This window comes from Subsaximicrobium wynnwilliamsii (assembly GCF_007997225.1).
GTDB classification, from domain to species: domain Bacteria; phylum Bacteroidota; class Bacteroidia; order Flavobacteriales; family Flavobacteriaceae; genus Psychroserpens; species Psychroserpens wynnwilliamsii.
The window spans coordinates 1-18,685 of record NZ_VORM01000020.1 but is presented as its reverse complement, the minus strand read 5'-3'; the positions used below and the strand labels follow the sequence as shown (position 1 = coordinate 18,685).

The following is an 18,685-nucleotide window of genomic DNA, read 5'->3' as shown; positions in this document are numbered from 1 at the left end:
GCTGGCGACTGGTCTAACGCGTTTATAGAAGCTAAAGAAAATTATAGGATTCTTAAAGACACGTTTCCTGACCATAATCCAATAATGTTGTGGATTATTGACGATCTGGGCTATGTGTCTAAAACCTTGTATGATTTTGAAACTTCCCTTAACTATTACAGCAAGTCCATGCCTTTATATGAAAAATACCATCCCGAAAAATTGGCAGATGTTGGCACAAACTACAATATGATGGCTACGGGTTACAAAAAACTGGGATTGCGTAAAAAAGAGTACACTATTTTAAAGGAAGCCGAATTTATTTGGGACAACAACAGTATTGAAGGCTACTATGTAAGTAAATTTACTTGCTATGAGCAACTGGCGGTTTGGAATATCTATTATGGGAATTTTAACGAAGCCGAAGTGTATCTTAGAAAACAAGAAGGCCTATTACCAAACCTTATTGATAATTTCAAAGTAACAGAGCGTACTTACCTATCTAGAAATTTCAGGCTGCGGATCTATTATAATTACATTGAGCTTTATTTTAAATCTGAAGATTACAAAAAAGCTGAAAACTACCTACAATTATTTAAAAATCAATTGCCAAAAAACAATCTCAAACCTCCGCTTGAACCGCATTTTTTGTCGCTTTACTATTCTTATTTGGCAAGATTACCAAATTCTAGCGCAGATGAAGGGATTGCACATTTAAAAAAAGCCATTGAAATCATCGAAACTTACGATGGTAAAATTCAATTGGATGCCACAGCAATAAAGCGTCAATTATTCCAACTTCAACTTCAAACCAAAGATTATGTTGCCGCAGAACAGAGCATTGATCATCTTTTAAAAACCAGTAAAAACACTAATCATAATTTACAGTTCTTCCTATTGAACACTAAAGCAAATTTACTAGCTCAGAAAGGTGACCATAATCAGGCAGAAAATGCATTTAAAAAAAGTATAAGCTTTTTAGTTGCTGAAACAGATAAACCATTGCAATTAGAAACCTTGGGCATAGCCCAATTGAAACCATTCTATTCTTTTGAAACGGTAAACGGCCTTATATTGGCTTCAAAGTTTTATAATAAAAAACACAACACCACACAGCGCGGCCTCGCTTTAAAAATCTCAAAAAATTTAGTCCTACTTGCGTCCAAGGTTTTTGACAACTTATATCTAGGCGATCGTTATAACGACAATCTTTACGATAGTTATAAGAACATTGAGCAACAAACACTTTCGATTTTATCAGTCAATACTGATGAAAACGACATAAAAATCCATCTTGAAGCTTTAGAAAACAACGCGACCAAATTTACTTGGTCAAAATTTATGTACAGCAAAACGAGGCCTAACCTGAATATTCCTGATCGTATTGTAAACAAAGAAACCGAGTTGAAATCCTTGATTAATTATTACCAAAACGAGCTTTACAAAAACAAGGACGAACGTTTAAATCTTGACACTTTAAAAACTAGATTATCAGAATCTAATGTGGCATTACATAAATTACAAGCACACATTAAGAAAGACTATGCTTCCTATTATAACAGCAATTACAATACATTTAATTTGTCTGAGTTTCAAAATGAATTGGGCACTGATCAAACCGTTTTAAAATATAGTATATCTGAAGAAAAATTATACTGTTTCATTATTTCAAAGTCAACGATAGGTTTTCAATCTATAACGCAACCCAAAAATTTTGAAAAACATATAGAGAACTACATCATCGCACTCAAAACTTTTAACTCTGATATTGAAACCAATTTGAATGCGCTCCAACCTATAGTTCCCAAAGGGATTTTAGAAAATCCAAAAACCAAAATCACTATTGTTCCTGATGGTGTTTTGTGCTATTTACCTTTTGAAACTTTAGATGGTACTACTGAATTTTTAAATTCTAGCGTAAGTTTTAGTTATGCCAGTTCCTTATCCTTATTAAAAGATCAGTACTCATTTTTTAATACATCTGAAGCTATCAAATTAGCATATTTCTCTGCTCAATATGATGAAGCCAATCAACTGCCAAGTGCTATAAATGAGAAAATAAACATACTGAATAGTTTAGACGGCAAGTCATTTTACAATCTTACCTCTGAAGCATTAATTGAAAAAGCGAAACAGTATGATGTGTTGCATTTTGCCATGCACTCAACGATAAACAAAGAAAATCCCGATTTTTCCAATTTCAATCTTGGTAACGAAACCCTATTAATGAGCAATCTTTACCATGAATCGTTTAAAGCCCAATTGGCAGTTTTGAGTGCTTGTGAAACTGGTAGTGGTGATTTTGAAAATGGTGAAGGCATACAAAGTGCATCGCGGGCATTCACTTACACAGGAATACCAAGCATCGTCATGAGTTTATGGAAAGTTGACGATGCAGCTACTGCCAAAATTATGTCGGCATTCTACAGCAACCTCAAAGCAGGTCAAACTAAGGATCTGGCACTAAAAAATGCTAAAATCAGCTATTTAGAAACTGTTGAAGAGGAAGCTTTAAAGCACCCGTATTATTGGGCTGGATTTATTATTAGCGGCAACACAACTGCTTTGATCAATACCGATTATTCTTTGTATTGGTATTGGGGAATTGGTCTTTGCTTATTGGTTATTCTGTTTTATCGAAAAAAATGGAAAACTAATCCAAGGCACTGAGTATTTTTTTGGCTTTGTCATAATTGTAACCTTCAACCTGGACAATTTCTTTTAAAAGTTGTTTGCTTTGAGGGATATCATTGCTCTTTAAATACGCTAAAGCCAAGTACCAATTGGTTTTAGCAGATACGGCATCTTCAAAATTTTGGTGTGATTTAAGTTGTTCAATAGCTTTTGCAGTACTATCAATTTCCAATAATGCAATGGCATCGTAGAACAGCAGTTCAGAATCTAGGGTTGTTTTGTATAAACCTTCAAACAACTGATGTGCTGTTAAATAATCTTTTTTTTTGTAGGCAATAAACGCCTTGTTTTTTCTATCATTAACATCATTACTTCTAACAATGGGATGCACAATGTTTTTTGCAGGCTGATAATAATCAGCATAAAGGGATTCCGCTGTTTTGGCTTGCATGAAATAAAATCCCAAAGTAAGCATTAAGATAATGGATGCTGCGATGTACCAAATTCGTTTTGATGATGAACTACGTTTAGATTCAGAGTTGCCTTCCCATTCCTTAAAGTGCTGTTTCAGTTTTTCGTGTTCTTTTTTATGGATGGCGTTTTTAACCCGTCTTTGAAAATCAAGGTCTGCTTTAAATTCAGCATCTGTCGTCATCAAAAGGTCAAACGACTTTTGGTCTTTTTCTGAAAGTGAATTTAAAAAATAATCTGCTATTAATTGTTCCTTATCGATCATTTTGATGTTTGCTAATCAGTTCTTTTAGGGTTTTTAGGCATCTCGATTTTTGGCTCTTTACCACATTGTAATTGTCATAATTCAACTGTTTTTGAATCTCTTCCAAGGTAAACCCATCATAATAAAACAGCTTGAGCACTTTTTGGCATTTATCGCCCAATTGTTCAAAATGCTCATCTATTTTTTCCTGAAGCTCATCCTGTAAAGCGCTATCTTCATACGGAAAATCGTAAGCCACTTCCATAATCGTTTCTTCCGTAAGCGCATTCAATAGGTTTAAATCCTTATACCTTTTAAACAACATGAATTTCCCAATGGAAAACAGATAGGTCTTGATGGTGCAGTCCAATTTTTTGACAGTTCCATTGACCACATTGTCTCTCAAGGCCAAAATTGCATCTTGGTAAATATCGATCACTTCGTCGTTAGAAACCTCATATCTTGATGCGAATTTTACAAATGGCAACCTGTGTTTTTCATAGATACGTCCCAACAAGGACGTGTCATTTTTTCTGAGGGCTATTTTTAAATCTTCTAAGAGGTCTCTATCCATTGGTTGAAAAATCTGCAAAAGGTCAACATGAGTTTTATAAAGATTGCAATAAATATCCAATAAATGAAAAAAATATCTCAATTGATGTTGACCTTTTCCCAATTCCCACACCAATAAGTACAGTAGCATTTTTCCGAAGTGATAATTCCCAAAATCCAAAACCGGAAATTTTTCAGACACGATCCACTAGTTTTCTGAAAGTTTTTAAAGACGAATTTATAATGCAACTACACATGAAAAATCAATGTATCACAAGCCTCTTATCCTGTTTTGTTTTGCTATTGTGCTTTAATTGCAAGGATGCCAATACCAAACTAACAGCCAATCATAATACATCTCCTAAACTCGATGATGGTTATGCGGTTACTGTTACCATACAAGGTAAAGCTTTTGGAATCCACCAAAAAAATCTTGAGTCCCAAAAGGCAACAATTTCAAACGATAGCATCCTATTCGAACTTTGGGAAGACGGCAATCCATTAAAGCTCAACTTCAATTTGTTTAACACAGACATCTTAAGTAAAGGAGAAGCAACCTACAAGATACCAGATGCGAATTCAGGTCAAGTAAAAGTAGACCTCAATTTCTTCAATGGAGATCGGGATACAAAACGTATGAACAAGCGAATCCTATTTAGGAAAGGAACGATTAGCATCTCTAAAATTTCTGAAAATGAATTAAAAATGACTTTCGATGGCGAAGGAAGCGGCATTATGGAAGATGGAAAAACATTTCCTATTTCTGGAAAGGTCGATGTAAACTTTTAAATATAATAATTATGAAAATTAGACATCTTATACTGCTGGCTTTGTTGCCGTTGTTTTCGGTGAATGCTCAAAACTTTGAGGATAATTTTGCAAATGAATCTATTAACGACGTACCAACCCAATGGCGAAATGTTAAAGGCTTAGGGCGTATTGGCGAACTGGATGGACAAAAGGTACTAAATTTAGATCGGTACACAGTAGTTAGCCCCATCGTAAACGGACAGGATAATAATTATTTAGGAGATCAATTTACAATAGAATTTGATGCTTTTTTTTATGATGCTTCTTCTCCTAACAGACAATATTACATCATCCACCTTTGGGAAGGCACAGGTGTTTATGGAGAAAATGGTAAGCATACAGATCCTTATTTAATTTATAAACATGGTATAACCGTCACGGGTTCTTTTGTAAACAGGAAAAAATTGGAACCATTAGCTGAATTAGAGAGAAAATGGCGCCACATTAAAATAGAATTTGCTCAAAAAACCTTAAAAATATATATCAATAGCCGTTTAACACACATTCAGCCCGATCTCTTTTATGATCCACCTATGGTATCATTTAGTGCCAGAAATGCATCTGGCGCAACAAGTGGCATCACGAATGTTACAATAACGGATCAGGTAGATAGTATAGGTCCAACTACTGATGAGGAGCCTGATGATAACTCAACTTCAGACCAAAACCTACCTTATACTTTCCCTCCAAATGATGGCAATGCCAACCAGATATTACAGACCGATGGACAAGGTACTTTGAGTTGGGTGGATTTTTTAGCAGACAGTTCTGCAGGAGACAGTTCTACAGGACTTGAAGCCATAGACCAAGGTAACGGCATTGGATGGAGACTAGTTAATGGTAATGAAGAATATTATGGTAACATCGGAAAAAATGCTATTGATTTGAGTATAGAGTCTCGTTCTAATCGAAAAAATAACGAAAAAGGTGCAATGGGTGAGCATGCCTTTGCTTCTGGAAATAGTACAACTGCATCAGGAAGATTTTCCACTGCAATGGGACAAAACACAATTGCATCTGGAACAAATTCCATGACAATGAATTCTAATACAACAGCCTCTGGACTTTCTTCCACAGCCATGGGTAATTCTACTTGGGCATCAGGAACAAATTCTATAGTTGCAGGAAATAACACTAGAGCATTTGGAGATAATTCCGTAGCCATGGGAGGGGGTGTAATTGCAGATGCTAATAATTCATTCGCCATTGGAAGATACAATATAGGCGGAGGACATCCTAAAGAATGGAGGGAAATTGACCCAATATTTGAAATTGGTAATGGTAAATCTTATCCGGATAAGGGAACTAAAGAAAAAAGCAACGCCCTAACCGTATTAAAAAATGGCAACATAGGTATTGGTACGCACACACCACAAGTAAAACTGCATATTCAAGATGGTTTAGATGCCAATAATAGTAAAGGTGGCTATCTCATTATAGGTGATAAACAAAAAGAAAACATTGTTTTTGATAACAATGAAATCATTGCCAGAAACAACGTGCAACCTGCCATTTTATATCTACAAAGTGATGGTGGCGATGTGTATGTTGGTCGTGCTGTGGTGCATAGTTCAGACAGGCGCTTAAAACAGGATATTGAAAACTTAAATTATGGTTTAAACGAAATTTTACAATTACGTCCCGTCTCTTACCACTGGAAAAGTAATCCTGATGCTACTAACAAATCTTTGGGTTTAATTGCACAAGATGTCCAACCTATTCTTAAAGAGCTCATTACTGCAAACACTAACAACGGCAATGATACTCTTGGTGTCAATTACACAGAGCTTATCCCCATCCTTATCAAAGCCATTCAAGAGCAACAGACAGTCATTGAAAATCTCAAGTCAAGCGCAACTCATAAAGATGAAGCATTAGTCCAATTAAATGAAAGAATCGAAAAATTAGAAACGCTATATAGTACTCATAAAATAAGTCAGAAGTAAAATAACTAAATCAAAACCAATGAAACCGAAATTTATTTTAATACTGTGGTTAACACTTATGTTGGTAATGCCAGTAGAAGCGCAAAACTTTACGGATAACTTTAAAAAAGAATCCGTTAACGACGCACCAAGCCAATGGCGAAATGAAAAAGGTATTGGACTTATTGGTGAGTTAGATGGTAAAAAGGTAATCAAACTTGACCGTGACACCTTTGTTAAACCAAGAGTTAACGGACAGGACACTAATTATCTAGGTGATGCATTTACCATAGAATTTGATGCTTTTTTCGATGAGAATAAAATTCCGACCAGACAGTCTTATATTATCAATCTTTGGGAAGGAACAGGTGTCCACGGTGAAAATGGCAAGCATACCGATCCGTATTTCATTTATAGACATGGCATATATGTTGCCGGATCTTTTAAAAACACCAAGAAAATTAAGGAACTAGCAGTAGTGACCAAAACGTGGCGTCATATTAAAGTGGACTATGCACAAAACACTTTGAAAATCTTTATTGATGACCAGTTAGTACATCATCAACCAGATCTTTTTTACAAACCAACTATGGTGTCTATTGGTGCCACAAATGTTGATGGCCCAAGCGGTATAACAAATTTTAGCTTGATTGGGGAGACCGAAAAAAATTTAGATGGAGGATGTAGTGCCGTGCCAACAGAACAACAATTGGCAGTTTTGGCAGATTCTACGTCGCTATTTAACAAACGCTTGAAGTTTTTGGAAAAATTCAGTATCGATGAGTTAAGGGGTTTGAGCACTTTGGAATTCCGTAACAATGAATTCATTATGCCAACAAGATTCAGGTTTTCGACTTCGCCAACCGATACTTACAGTACAATTCCTATTGTAGCCCATATTGTCAGAAATAGCAGTCGCCAAGATGGTATGACAATCGATAATTTAAATTTAGTAATAACCAACGCTAACAGACTATATGATAAGTACGGCGTAAAGCTTTATCTGGATAAGGTGATATTCATCAATGATGATGATCTTTTTAAAACTGTCTATAAAAATGAGGACTCGAATGACGATGGTATAAATGACGAGGTACTTATTTTAGATGTTCCAGATAGAAACATCAAAAAGAAGCTCAATATTTATTTTGTTCCAAGCACTCAAGGGACAAATGCAGGTAGCACTCCATCATGGTCAAACTTTCCAGCAAAAAGCAATCGAGACCAACACATAATTATGAACAATAGCCACACTGCCAATGGACAGGCAGAAGTACTGATTCATGAGATTGGGCATTGGTTCAATTTGCTACATACCCACGAAACCAGTAAAGGTAGAGAAATGCCAAATGGCGTTAATTGCTTTTATGCTGGAGATTTTTGTTGTGACACACCAGCAGATACAAATTTGAGCGGAAAAGTGGACGATAATTGCAACTATACCGCAAATGAAAGAGATTCTTTTGGCTTTTTTTACAACCCAGACCCTACTAATTTTATGTCTTATTCAAAACCTGAATGTATGGACAGGTTTTCAGATAAACAAATCAAGCGCATGTACAATGCCTATTTTGGCATGGAGCAGGATCGTGGATATACATTTCAAGTTGATGGTCAATTAGGAGAAGAGATTATTAGCTATAATTGGACGTCAGGATGGAACCATATTGAATATTTTGAAATAGATGATAAACCTTTTATGTATTTCTTTAAAACTTCTACAGGAGAATTGGCCATTCACAAAGTAAATGATGACGGTACTAAAGGAGCTAAAACGGGCATTGGTAGTTATGGCAATGATTGGTCAACAGCCAAAATAATTATAACGAGTAGAGGTAATTATCTATTTTATATGAAGCATCATAACGGGGAATATCAAATAAGGCAGATCAAACCTAATGGAAGTGCAGGTCAAGTCACAAGCGGACGATTAGATCCCGGCAAATGGACACCGCTTTATGCATCGATCAGTAAAAACTACCTGATACTAATTGATAAAGAAAACTCTAAAATACAGACCTATTTCCTTAATTCTGATGGTACAATTGGCAATAGACTTTATGAGAAACAATTAACTAAGGGATTTGACAAGAATAGTATAAAAGGTTCAAAAATAATTAGGTACAGCTCGAGTAACGGAAAGTATATGATATTGGACCTGGCAGTTGATGGCAGCTTGAAAGAACACACAACAATACAGACCATAAGTTCTGGTTTTAGTACGATGGATTTTTCTTCAATTTACGACGATTTCTATGTAACTACAGATTCCTTTCACAATATGGTTTTTCTGAATGAATCAAGCGGACAGATTCAACTTCATCAATGGAAAGCTGATAATACCATTGGAGAAAACTGGTATGATAGTAATAATGTCATGTCCAATCTGCCTGGTTATGATGTGCTGACACCTTACAATATATCCAACAACAATGGTAAAAGTAGTTATTTGATGATTTCCAATAGTACTTCTGGAAATGCTATCGTCTATAAATTAAGTAAATAAACATAAAACATGGAAAAAACAGAAACAAACACAAACACAAACACAACAACATCAGAAGGCAAAACAATAGCCATAATTGCCTATCTCACAATCATAGGTCTCATCATCGCCTATGTAATGAACAATGAAAAAAAGAATGCCTTTGCCAAATACCACATCATCCAGTCATTAGGAATCGCGCTCACGGCCATAGCATTAAGCATTGTTGGCCTTATTCCCATTTTGGGTTGGATTATCAATCTCATCGGCATATTGGTGTTGCTCTATATGTGGATTATGGGACTCATCAACGCCATTAACGAAAAACAACAACCAGTGCCAATACTTGGCAAACACTATGAAGAATGGTTTAAAAACATATAATGTAGAACAATTAAAATCAAAAAAAATGAAAACAAAACACATCATTACAGTAATTATCTGTCTTTTAATAGGTGGAACTGCAGACGCTCAAATTTTTAAAGAAATAATGAAGGTAGTTGGCAAAAAAGAAAAGAAAACAACTGAAAAAACCGATGAAGAAAAAGCTGAAATGAACAAAAAAGCAATGAGCATTTTTGGCGGTAGCTTAGAAGGTTTACCTGAAACCTATCAGTTTAGTTATGTCGTTGATATGCAAATAACATCTAAAAAAGATGAAACAACAATGCAATACTTTGTTGAGCCTGATGCTACTTATTTTGGTAACGCTTTGCCAGAAGATAAAACCAACAGCATTATTGTTTATGATATGGAGAACCAAGCCATGGTCACTTTTATGGATAACGATGGCAACAAAATGGCTATGAAAATGCGCATCCCAATTTCTGATAAAAAAATGCAAGCATTACTGAAGAAAGAATCAGATGCAACAAAAACGAAAATAGAGAATGGCACTATTACACCATTGCCTGATAAAAAAATATTGGGCTACACGTGTAAAGGATACCAGATTATCCAAAAAGATGGCGTAAGCAAAATTTGGTTTACCAACGAGGCTCCCGTAAGCTTCGTGGGCATGTTCGCCAGCGCAGACAAAATGCCCAAAAATTTGAGTGGAGACATGATACCTTTCGGACCAAAATCTATGATGCTCGAAATGGAATACACCGCAAACAAACGAAAAAGAGACAATATGCGTATGGTGTGCACTGGTATTGAAGAAAAAAGCTTCGCTATAGCACTTAAAGATTATAAAACCGGGATGTAAAAACAAAACCTATGAAAACACTACTAATAATAATCGTACTTCTTTTTAGCACTGCTGCATCGTATGCACAAATAAGTGTTTTTGATCTCATTGGAGAGGCTACAGAAGAAGCTGAAGGTGCTGCAAATGAAGAAGCAGCTAAAAATGAAGCAAAAGCAAAGGCAAAAGCATTGGGAGATAAGGAGGCCGAAGAATTAATCAATAATTTTTTTAATGGCTTTGAGAAATTTGCTCACGAATCATTAACAGGTAAGTGCCTAAACCTTATGGGAGAGTATGTTACTTTACTGGCTTATTGTGACAAAAGAGCAAAAGAAGCAACCGATCCATGTGAGAAAAAGGATTGGCTGGGTATGGAGTCTATGATTTTATTGGCTGGCACTTCTATAAGTTATTGCCCCCAGGAATTTTATTATGAAGATAGACAATATTATGAAAAAGATATATCTGAATATTTTTTTGGAATTGATTTACAGAAACCAAATTTAGAACATCCAATCAGTAATTATTTTTATTCGTATTATCAGATGCAAAAAAAGTTCTTAGCTGAATTGGGCGTAGATAAATATGCTGACTTAACACCTGAAGAGAAAGTAATATTTCAATCTAAAGATGATCAATTCCATAAAGAATTTTCTGATAATAATTTGGCTGAATTAGATCCGCATTTTAGTTTATATATGAAATTTTTTTTTGCAAACATACAATTAGATATTTTAAATTATGATATGATAATGCAGTATGGATTATTTGGTATACGAAATTATGTAAGCTTTGTAGGAGAAATATTCACTCCTCAATTTCAACTCAAAAAACTTATAGAAATTGCATCTATGAACGACCAAATAAAATGTAATAAATAGCTACAATATTTAATAATTAAATTTTAAGAATACTGAAAAAATGACACGACTCTCGGCTCTAAAAGATTTTAAATAATAGTAACCATTAAGTCGAAAAATATGAAAAATCTAAAATATGTTGTAGGAATCCTTTGTATAGGAGCAATCATTGCTTCCTGCGGAGACAACTCCAATAAAGGAACTAATGAATTGAAGAACACTGTTGAAGCTGTAAATGATGCAAAAAAAGTAATAAACGATGCCACTAGCATTCAAGAAAGCGAAGAAGAATTACGAAAGAAAATACCATTGACCAAAGATCAATATAGAACTTGGTTACCTGAAAACTTACTGGATTTGTCACTCACGTCTACAAGGTTGGATATTGGCCAGGGCAATGGAATCTGTTCAGCAACCTATGGTAAGGGAAATAGAAGAATACAAGTGATGATTATAGATGGTGCAGGTGAAAGAGGGCCGGGCAATGTTAGTACGTACCGTATGGCAGTAAATATGGAACTCAATATGGAAAATGAAAACAGCTATACAAAATCCAGTGAAATTGCTGGTATAAAAGTAAAAGAAGGTTATAATAAAACCGCCGACATATATAGCCTTATGATGTTCTACGGCGAAAGATTTGCTGTAGATATTAAAACCCATGAAATTGAACATGAACAATTGGAGCAAATGGTAGAGGAACTGAATTTGGAGGAATTAAGCAGTTTATAGACCAAATAAACATTTACCGAAAATGAACTCGAGATAAAACTGAATTTACTAAATGCTGGTGCTTTAATCTATAAAAATGTAGAAATATCCAACACGCAATTCAAATTTGAAAAAGAAGATTATGGGTTTGATAAAGATAAAAACAAAGTAACATTTTATGGAGTCTATAGCTATAGATAACAAATAGCTTCAATTTTAAAAAGCACATTTAAAATTCACTATAAAAATGAAATATATAAAGTGATTTAAAAGATTTGATCAAAACTGATAATGAAGGTTAAAGTGCCTAATAAAAGAATTTATTGGTAGATCAGTTATAAGGTTTTAACAAGCATTCAAAATATATTAATACAAAAAACATACATGATGAAAAACACAATAAACCTAGTGAGTTTTATAATAGCTGCTTCATTAATTACTATATCCTGTAGCAATGACGACAAACCAGAAGATATTGCACAACAGCAAAGTACCTACATCAATTATAGCGTTGCAGGAAATCAAGTAAATGACACCTTCAATATTACAGTTGAAGGTATAAGCAACCCTAACATAACCGCAGTAGCCAATGTGTTTCCTGAAAGCGATTCGCCGACCTTAAAAAAGGCATTGATCGTGTTTCTTAATAGCGGAATGTTAGGTGTTACAATGAGTATTCCTGCAAGAACAGGCTTGGTAGAGATTTTGGACGACCATCCCCATTTTGATATGAGTTTTGTTTTTTTTGATGAACAAGTGGAGCTTCAGGCAAATTCGATTTCAGTAGAAGTACAGGAAATTGAACGTAACGATATATTTATCACCCATATAAAAGGAAATTTTGAGGGCATTGCAGTATACAAACACATCGTGAATGGGGATGAGGTTGAAGAACCGCATATTGTAGATGGTGAGTTTGAGTATTATGTGCCACAGTAAGCTATTAGAACAAACATGTATGTGGTTGTTTAATCACTCAAAAACTTTCAAAGAAGAGAAAACTAAAACACAAAATCAATTACCTCGGGGCAAGCCCACAAGGTATGCATTGAAAGATGTTCTTCGTATTTCAAGGCAAGCCTCGAGGAATAAAACCCTCTGGAGGGATTTAAAATAAAGAAATCATGAAAACACAATTACTCTCAATAATAGCATTATTCGCAATTAGTTTAACTGTTGCCCAACCAGAAGTAAGTTGACAAAAGCATTATGGAGGTTCTCAAAACAATCAACCATATTCTATTGCACAAACTGTAGATGGTGCTTATGTTATTGCAGGATATACATATTCTAATAATTATGATGTTTCAGAATATAATGGGAATCAAGATTTTTGGGTGTTGAAAATCGATGCTTTAGGAGCTGTAGAATGGAAAAGTGCCTTTGGTGGTATTAGTTATGAAGTGGCATATTCTATTAAGCAAACATCAGATGGTGGTTATATTGTAGCAGGACTCACGGCTTCCTTGGGTGGTGATGTCACCGAAAATTTTGGTTATGAAGATATTTGGGTGCTGAAACTTGATACTTCTGGTAACTTACAATGGCAAAAAAGCTTTGGAGATGGTGAAATTCAAAAAGCCTGGGAAGTACAACAAACATTGGATGGAGGGCATATAGTGACTGGATATACTTATATAGGTATAATACATTCGGATTACACCGTGTTAAAGCTGGATACGAACGGAGATTTGGAATGGCAAAATAATTATCAGTACGGTTGGGAGTATTGTTCCTTTGGAGCAAGAATTTAATATGGCAGATTACTGGATAGTAAAATTAAATGGTCAAGGTATTGTGGAGTGGGATACCAGACTTGGCGGGTCTCTAGTTGATGTTCCATGGGATGTCGAACTAACGACTGATGGCGGTTATATTGTTGCAGGATACTCAGCATCAACTGATGGAGATGTAACAGGAAACCATGGAGGTTATGATTATTGGGTAGTTAAAATTGATGCTGCTGGTGATTTGGTTTGGGAAAAATCATTAGGAGGGACAGATAATGACAGGGCTATCTCTATTTCGCAAACTACAGATGGAGGCTTTATTTTAACTGGATATTCTAATTCAAGTGATGGCGATATTTCCGAAAATCAAGGTAGTTACGATGGCTGGACAGTGAAATTAGATAATGATGGTAATCTTCAATGGGAAATGTCATTAGGTGGCTCAAAGAGCGATAATTTTAGATCAATAGCACAAACATCAGATGGTGGCTATGTAATGACAGGTTGGATTAATTCAAATGATTCAGGAGTAGTAGTGCTCTATGGTGATTCAGATTTTTGGGTAGTTAAATTCGGCGCTGAAACTTTAGGACTCGCAACTAATGAAAACAATGATGACATAAGTGTTCATCCAAATCCAGTTTCTGAAACACTTTATATCTCAACCAAACAGCAAGTTGAAGAAGTAAAGTTGTATGACATGTTAGGAAAACAAATATTTAACTCCAATTACAGAAGTCAAATCGATGTGAGTCGTTTTCAATCAGGTGTTTATGTGTTGAAGCTAATTACTGACCAAGGACAGTTTACAAAAAGGATACTAATTAACCAATAGAAATAAATTAATGAAAAAACTACTATGTTTCAGAACCCTTGCTATTCTTATGATAATGCTAAGCATAATAGGCTGTAAAACAGAAAAAAAGAAGGATACAACCACCGAAGATCAGTCAACCGAAAACTCAAAAAATGACACAATATCCATCATAACGCGAGGTATGGAATTCCAATCTGTTGATACCATCCCATCCGGTTGGAATACCTTCAAGTATCAAAACCTCTCCAACGAAACCCATTTCTTTTTATTGGATAAATATCCAGAAGGAAAAACGGTGGAAAATGCGCTAACAGATGTCGTTCCAGTTTTTGAGGAAGGCATGGATTTGATCAATGAAGGCAAAGCAGAAGCAGGGTTTGCAGCATTCAGTAAGCTGCCTAAATGGTATTCTGAAATTGTGTTCTCTGGTGGTTCCGGATTGATTGCTCCCAAACACACAGCAATCACCACTGTCAAATTAGCCCCTGGATACTACATGATGGAATGCTATGTCAAAATGCCAAACGGTAAATTTCATTCCGCAATGGGAATGGCAAAACCTTTGATTGTTACTGAAGAAGACAACGGTAATTCCCCTCCAGAAGCGACTATAAACATCACCCTTTCCGGAGAAGAAGGAATCACTTATGATACATCAATTACGAAAGGAGAACAACTATTTTCTGTGTTTGTAAAAGACCAAAAGCCACATGAGAATTTTATTTGGCACGATGTAAATCTTGTAAAACTTGACAAAAATGCCAGCGAAGACGCGTTGGAAGCCTGGATGGATTGGTCAGACCCAAAAGGATTGATCACTCCAGTTCCCAATGGTGTCACTTTTTTAGGAGGTGTTAACGACATGGCTGCAGGAAGTACAGGTTACTTTATGGCCGATTTAAAACCTGGGAACTATGCGCTCATTTCTGAAGTACCAAACACAAAGAGCAAAAATTTATTTAAGGTATTTGAAGTATTGGATTAAGAAGGCAATTTAGAATTATCTAATAACAACACTTTAAATATCAGCAACCTATCTTACGGGATTTATCTATTGAACCTATTTTCACAACATGGAGGCGTGACCAAAAGATTGATTGCGAAATAATAAAAAAACAGGAACTTTAAAATTAAACTGGTGTTCCTGTTTTTGAATAGCATAAACCACGAACCTAAGATCATTATAACTATACTTATCATCAAGTTGATGGTTTAAGAAAGGTTTTGAAAGTATGCATGGGAATGATTTCACAACCGGTTGTAACAATCCAAAGTCATGGCGGTAACGGGTTTGTAAAAGACTACCAGGTTGAGCGTTTGATGTGTGATGCAAAAATCACACAGATTTATGAAGGCACTTCTGAAATACAGCAGATTGTGATTTCTAGGAGTTTGCTTAAGAATCAAAGACCTTATTTTTAGTATAAAAGAAGAGCTATTGATTTGTTTCAGTAACTTTTTTTTGCTGAAAAATTTTCAAGAGACCATGCCCATGAGCGAGATATAACGAAAATGATAAATTCCGTTTAGCTCTTCTTTGAATCCAGTGCCATGAGCACCACTCTTAAGTCGTTAAAACTGTACTTTTCGTCAACTTGTTGCTTTAAATCAGTAAGGCTTTCAAAAGTCAATTTCGGTAAAATGGCAATGAGTTCTTTATAATGTTCTTTGGTAATCAAATCATGAAGTTGAACTTCGCCACTACTAACAAATTTGACTAAGTGGCCAAAAACCGTGGTTTGGGCAAGTGCGCGTTCTTTCGCGATTTCAAAAATCGATTTCCCATCTTGATACAATTTTAAAGAAGTTTCATGTGTAGCCCCTTTTTTGACCGGTTTAGCTGTTTTCTTCGGTTCCTTCATTTCAGAATCATCCACCTGAATGTCATTCTCGTCACAATAAGCATGAATTACCTCCAGAATCTCATCCCCATATTTATCTACACGAACCTTACCGAAACCATTGATATTCAAAAGCTGTTGCTTCGTCAATGGCAGTACTTCGCATATTTCATACAAAGCTTTTTGACTAAAAATCTGATAATGAATCAGGTCGTTTTCAGTAGCGATGTCATTTCTAAGCGTTCTTAATAGCTCAAACAAATCCAAATTGACCGTACCATCAACTGCAGCGCTGCGTTTCTTTTTAACTGGTGCTTTGGCTAAAAAAACAGCCTTCGCCCTTAATTCCAGAAACTTCTGCGCAGCAAAGCCATTGGTAAAACCATTCAAATAAGATCGCTTTGTGGCTAATAACTGTTCAAGTAGTTCTAGATTCTGAATAAAGTCTTTCTCTAAGGATTTATTATCTGTTGAATAACTAAAATTTTCTAGTGGTATTGCAAGCTGTTGCTCTAACTCAGTTTTAAAATAAGCCTTGGCTTTTTCAAAACGCTCTTGAATTTTGGGACTCAATTCAGGAAGCGGCTCATTTGAAGATAATACTTTGAGTTGTGCCCCAAAACCGTTACTGACTTTTAAAAAATTCGCGAGATGCGATTTCATGGCGATTAATGGCGTGTCGATAGCACCCTCAATACTATTCCTGTTTTTATAGTAAATGTCCAGCAAACGATTGATAGGGAAGAGAAAATCAAAAAAGTCGAATATTTCATGGATGCAATCGAGCTGAAATTGCGTCCTGGCTTCCTCAAGAAGCTTGGCATCGGGTTGATTCTCTTCCGCCTGTTTACTAAAACTAGTGACCTGTAGATCATTAATCACTTGGCTGGAATCGATTTTACTTTTAAGCACCAAGCCTTCCAAAGATTTACAACGACTCAAAGCCACGTAAGTTTGACCATGTGCAAAAGCACCTTGAGCGTCAATGATAGCCTTTTCAAACGTCAGTCCCTGGCTTTTGTGAATGGTAATTGCCCAAGCCAAACGCAGTGGCATTTGGGAGAATGACCCTAATCGTTCCTCTGTAATGGCCTTCGTTTCTTTATCTACGGAATAATTTATGTTTTCCCACAGCTCAGTCGTCGTGATGATAGCCTCATCATCATCAGGACACTTCACAGTGACTTCGTCTTTATCCAAATAAATAACCTTACCAATCTTCCCGTTGAAATAGCGTTTATCCTGAGAGCTATCATTTTTGACAAACATCACTTGAGCCCCTACCTTTAATATAAGTTCTTCCTTATTTGGAAAGGCGTGCTCAGAGAACTTACCTTCTATTTTCGCTTTATAAGACTTTTGCTTTGATGTCAAAGCATTCAATTCAACATTATTGGTTTGCTCTGCTCTGTGGTTATGTGTGGTTAAAAAAATATAGCCCGCCTTGGGGTCTGGTTTAAAGTCTTTGATATATCTCTTATTCAGCTCATTTGCTCCAGCTTCAGAAAGTGTATTTGTTCTAATTTCATTTAGGATTTCAATAAACTTAGGATTTTCCTGCCTGTAGATGTGTTTAAGTTCTATCGTTATAGCATGACATTGCTGAAAGGCATTACTGCTAAAAAAGAAACCCGTTTTGTAATAGTTTCTGAGAAGTTGCCATTCATTCTCTTTTATCACAGGCGACAATTGCTGTAAGTCTCCAATCATGAGCACTTGAACACCTCCAAACACTTTATTGCGATTTCTAAAACGTCTCAGTGTTTGGTCAATGCCATCTAACAAATCGGCACGTACCATACTTATTTCATCAATGATCAATAAGTCCATGGATTTAATGATATTGATTTTTGTCTTACTGAATTTTCTCTGAAACCCAGAAGATGTATTCAAGTTTGCATCAGGCAAGATTGGACCAAATGGCACTTGAAAAAAGGAATGTATCGTCACACCCTTGGCATTGATAGCTGCAACACCAGTAGGCGCAACAACAACCAATTGCTTTAATGAATTTTTCTTAAGATCATGCAAAAAGGTAGTCTTACCCGTACCAGCCTTGCCCGTTAAGAATATGCTGCGGTTAGTATTGTTGACAAAGTCCCAAGCTAAATTTATTTGCTCATTTTCTTCCATATCCAATTACGAAATTAATGCGGTTGAAATTAATAAAACTTAATGACTATTTCAGGTTTATGAAGCACAATAGCGCGAAGCATGGCTCATTGAGGTCAGCACCAATAAATATAAAGTTAAATAAACAGGCGTTTTAAGATGATCTAGAGGAGCCTTGGCATAAACAAACAGCCACAAACAAAAAAAGTCCCCAACACGTATGTGTTGGGGACTTCAAGGAAGGCGGCGACCTACTCTCCCACGAGATGCAGTACCATCGGCGCAAACGGGCTTAACTTCTCTGTTCGGAATGGTAAGAGGT

The 18,685-nt window shown here is 35.7% G+C and carries 16 protein-coding genes and 1 rRNA gene; 13 read left to right on the top strand and 4 right to left on the bottom strand.

The annotated features are described in order from the left end of the window. Positions 1 to 84: 84 nt before the first annotated feature. A complete protein-coding gene (locus tag ESY88_RS15215) occupies positions 85 to 2,649 on the top strand; it encodes a CHAT domain-containing protein (protein ID WP_147087528.1) in 2,565 nt (854 codons plus the stop codon). Here the strand turns inward: ESY88_RS15215 and ESY88_RS15210 are convergent. Further along, positions 2,633 to 3,349 (bottom strand): hypothetical protein, encoded by a 717-nt coding sequence (locus ESY88_RS15210; RefSeq protein ID WP_147087527.1) that lies wholly within the window; start codon positions 3,347 to 3,349, stop codon positions 2,633 to 2,635. The two genes, ESY88_RS15215 and ESY88_RS15210, sit on opposite strands and share 17 nt — an antisense overlap. Next, positions 3,339 to 4,082, bottom strand: a complete 744-nt coding sequence (locus ESY88_RS15205) for an RNA polymerase sigma factor (RefSeq protein WP_147087526.1) — start codon at positions 4,080 to 4,082, stop codon at positions 3,339 to 3,341. Before ESY88_RS15205 ends, ESY88_RS15210 begins: the two co-directional genes overlap by 11 nt. 53 nt (positions 4,083 to 4,135) lie before the next feature. On the opposite strand from ESY88_RS15205, the gene ESY88_RS15200 reads away from it, so the two are divergent. The 12 genes from ESY88_RS15200 to ESY88_RS15145 all read left to right on the top strand — a co-directional run bounded on the left by ESY88_RS15200 (position 4,136) and on the right by ESY88_RS15145 (position 15,832). Continuing rightward, positions 4,136 to 4,669, top strand: a complete 534-nt coding sequence (locus tag ESY88_RS15200) for a hypothetical protein (protein WP_147087525.1) — start codon at positions 4,136 to 4,138, stop codon at positions 4,667 to 4,669. An 11-nt stretch (positions 4,670 to 4,680) separates the two neighbouring features. After that, complete coding sequence (locus ESY88_RS15195) at positions 4,681 to 6,636, top strand: tail fiber domain-containing protein (protein WP_147087524.1); 1,956 nt, start codon at positions 4,681 to 4,683, stop codon at positions 6,634 to 6,636. Positions 6,637 to 6,655: 19 nt separating this feature from the next. Further along, on the top strand, positions 6,656 to 9,121 hold the full coding sequence (locus tag ESY88_RS15190; protein ID WP_147087523.1) for a M43 family zinc metalloprotease: 2,466 nt from the start codon (positions 6,656 to 6,658) through the stop codon (positions 9,119 to 9,121). 9 nt (positions 9,122 to 9,130) lie between these two features. Continuing rightward, positions 9,131 to 9,484 carry a DUF4870 domain-containing protein gene (locus ESY88_RS15185; RefSeq protein WP_147087522.1) on the top strand — a complete coding sequence of 118 codons (354 nt, stop codon included), beginning with the start codon at positions 9,131 to 9,133 and terminating at the stop codon, positions 9,482 to 9,484. A 25-nt stretch (positions 9,485 to 9,509) separates the two neighbouring features. Then, positions 9,510 to 10,310, top strand: coding sequence for a DUF4412 domain-containing protein (locus tag ESY88_RS15180; protein WP_189702617.1), 801 nt, complete (start codon positions 9,510 to 9,512; stop codon positions 10,308 to 10,310). A gap of 11 nt (positions 10,311 to 10,321) precedes the next feature. Then, positions 10,322 to 11,173: a hypothetical protein gene (locus ESY88_RS15175; RefSeq protein ID WP_147087520.1), complete on the top strand. Its 852-nt coding sequence runs from the start codon at positions 10,322 to 10,324 to the stop codon at positions 11,171 to 11,173. Positions 11,174 to 11,272: 99 nt separating this feature from the next. Continuing rightward, positions 11,273 to 11,884, top strand: a complete 612-nt coding sequence (locus tag ESY88_RS15170) for a hypothetical protein (protein WP_147087519.1) — start codon at positions 11,273 to 11,275, stop codon at positions 11,882 to 11,884. A 366-nt stretch (positions 11,885 to 12,250) separates the two neighbouring features. After that, the gene (locus tag ESY88_RS15165) at positions 12,251 to 12,802 is read left to right on the top strand and encodes a hypothetical protein (protein ID WP_189702616.1); all 552 of its coding nucleotides are present in this window, start codon (positions 12,251 to 12,253) and stop codon (positions 12,800 to 12,802) included. Positions 12,803 to 13,203: 401 nt separating this feature from the next. After that, positions 13,204 to 13,617, top strand: a complete 414-nt coding sequence (locus tag ESY88_RS15160; protein WP_147087517.1) for a hypothetical protein — start codon at positions 13,204 to 13,206, stop codon at positions 13,615 to 13,617. Between the two features lies 1 nt (position 13,618). Beyond that, positions 13,619 to 14,428 carry a T9SS type A sorting domain-containing protein gene (locus tag ESY88_RS15155; protein WP_147087516.1) on the top strand — a complete coding sequence of 270 codons (810 nt, stop codon included), beginning with the start codon at positions 13,619 to 13,621 and terminating at the stop codon, positions 14,426 to 14,428. 10 nt (positions 14,429 to 14,438) lie between these two features. Next, the gene (locus ESY88_RS15150; protein WP_147087515.1) at positions 14,439 to 15,395 is read left to right on the top strand and encodes a hypothetical protein; all 957 of its coding nucleotides are present in this window, start codon (positions 14,439 to 14,441) and stop codon (positions 15,393 to 15,395) included. A gap of 239 nt (positions 15,396 to 15,634) precedes the next feature. Then, positions 15,635 to 15,832, top strand: coding sequence for an acyl-CoA dehydrogenase family protein (locus tag ESY88_RS15145; protein ID WP_262713108.1), 198 nt, complete (start codon positions 15,635 to 15,637; stop codon positions 15,830 to 15,832). 104 nt (positions 15,833 to 15,936) lie between these two features. On the opposite strand, the gene ESY88_RS15140 is transcribed toward ESY88_RS15145, so the two are convergent. Then, positions 15,937 to 18,384, bottom strand: a complete 2,448-nt coding sequence (locus tag ESY88_RS15140) for a helix-turn-helix domain-containing protein (protein ID WP_147087514.1) — start codon at positions 18,382 to 18,384, stop codon at positions 15,937 to 15,939. 217 nt (positions 18,385 to 18,601) lie between these two features. Next, positions 18,602 to 18,685, bottom strand: a 5S ribosomal RNA gene (gene rrf / locus ESY88_RS15135); the annotation flags it as partial.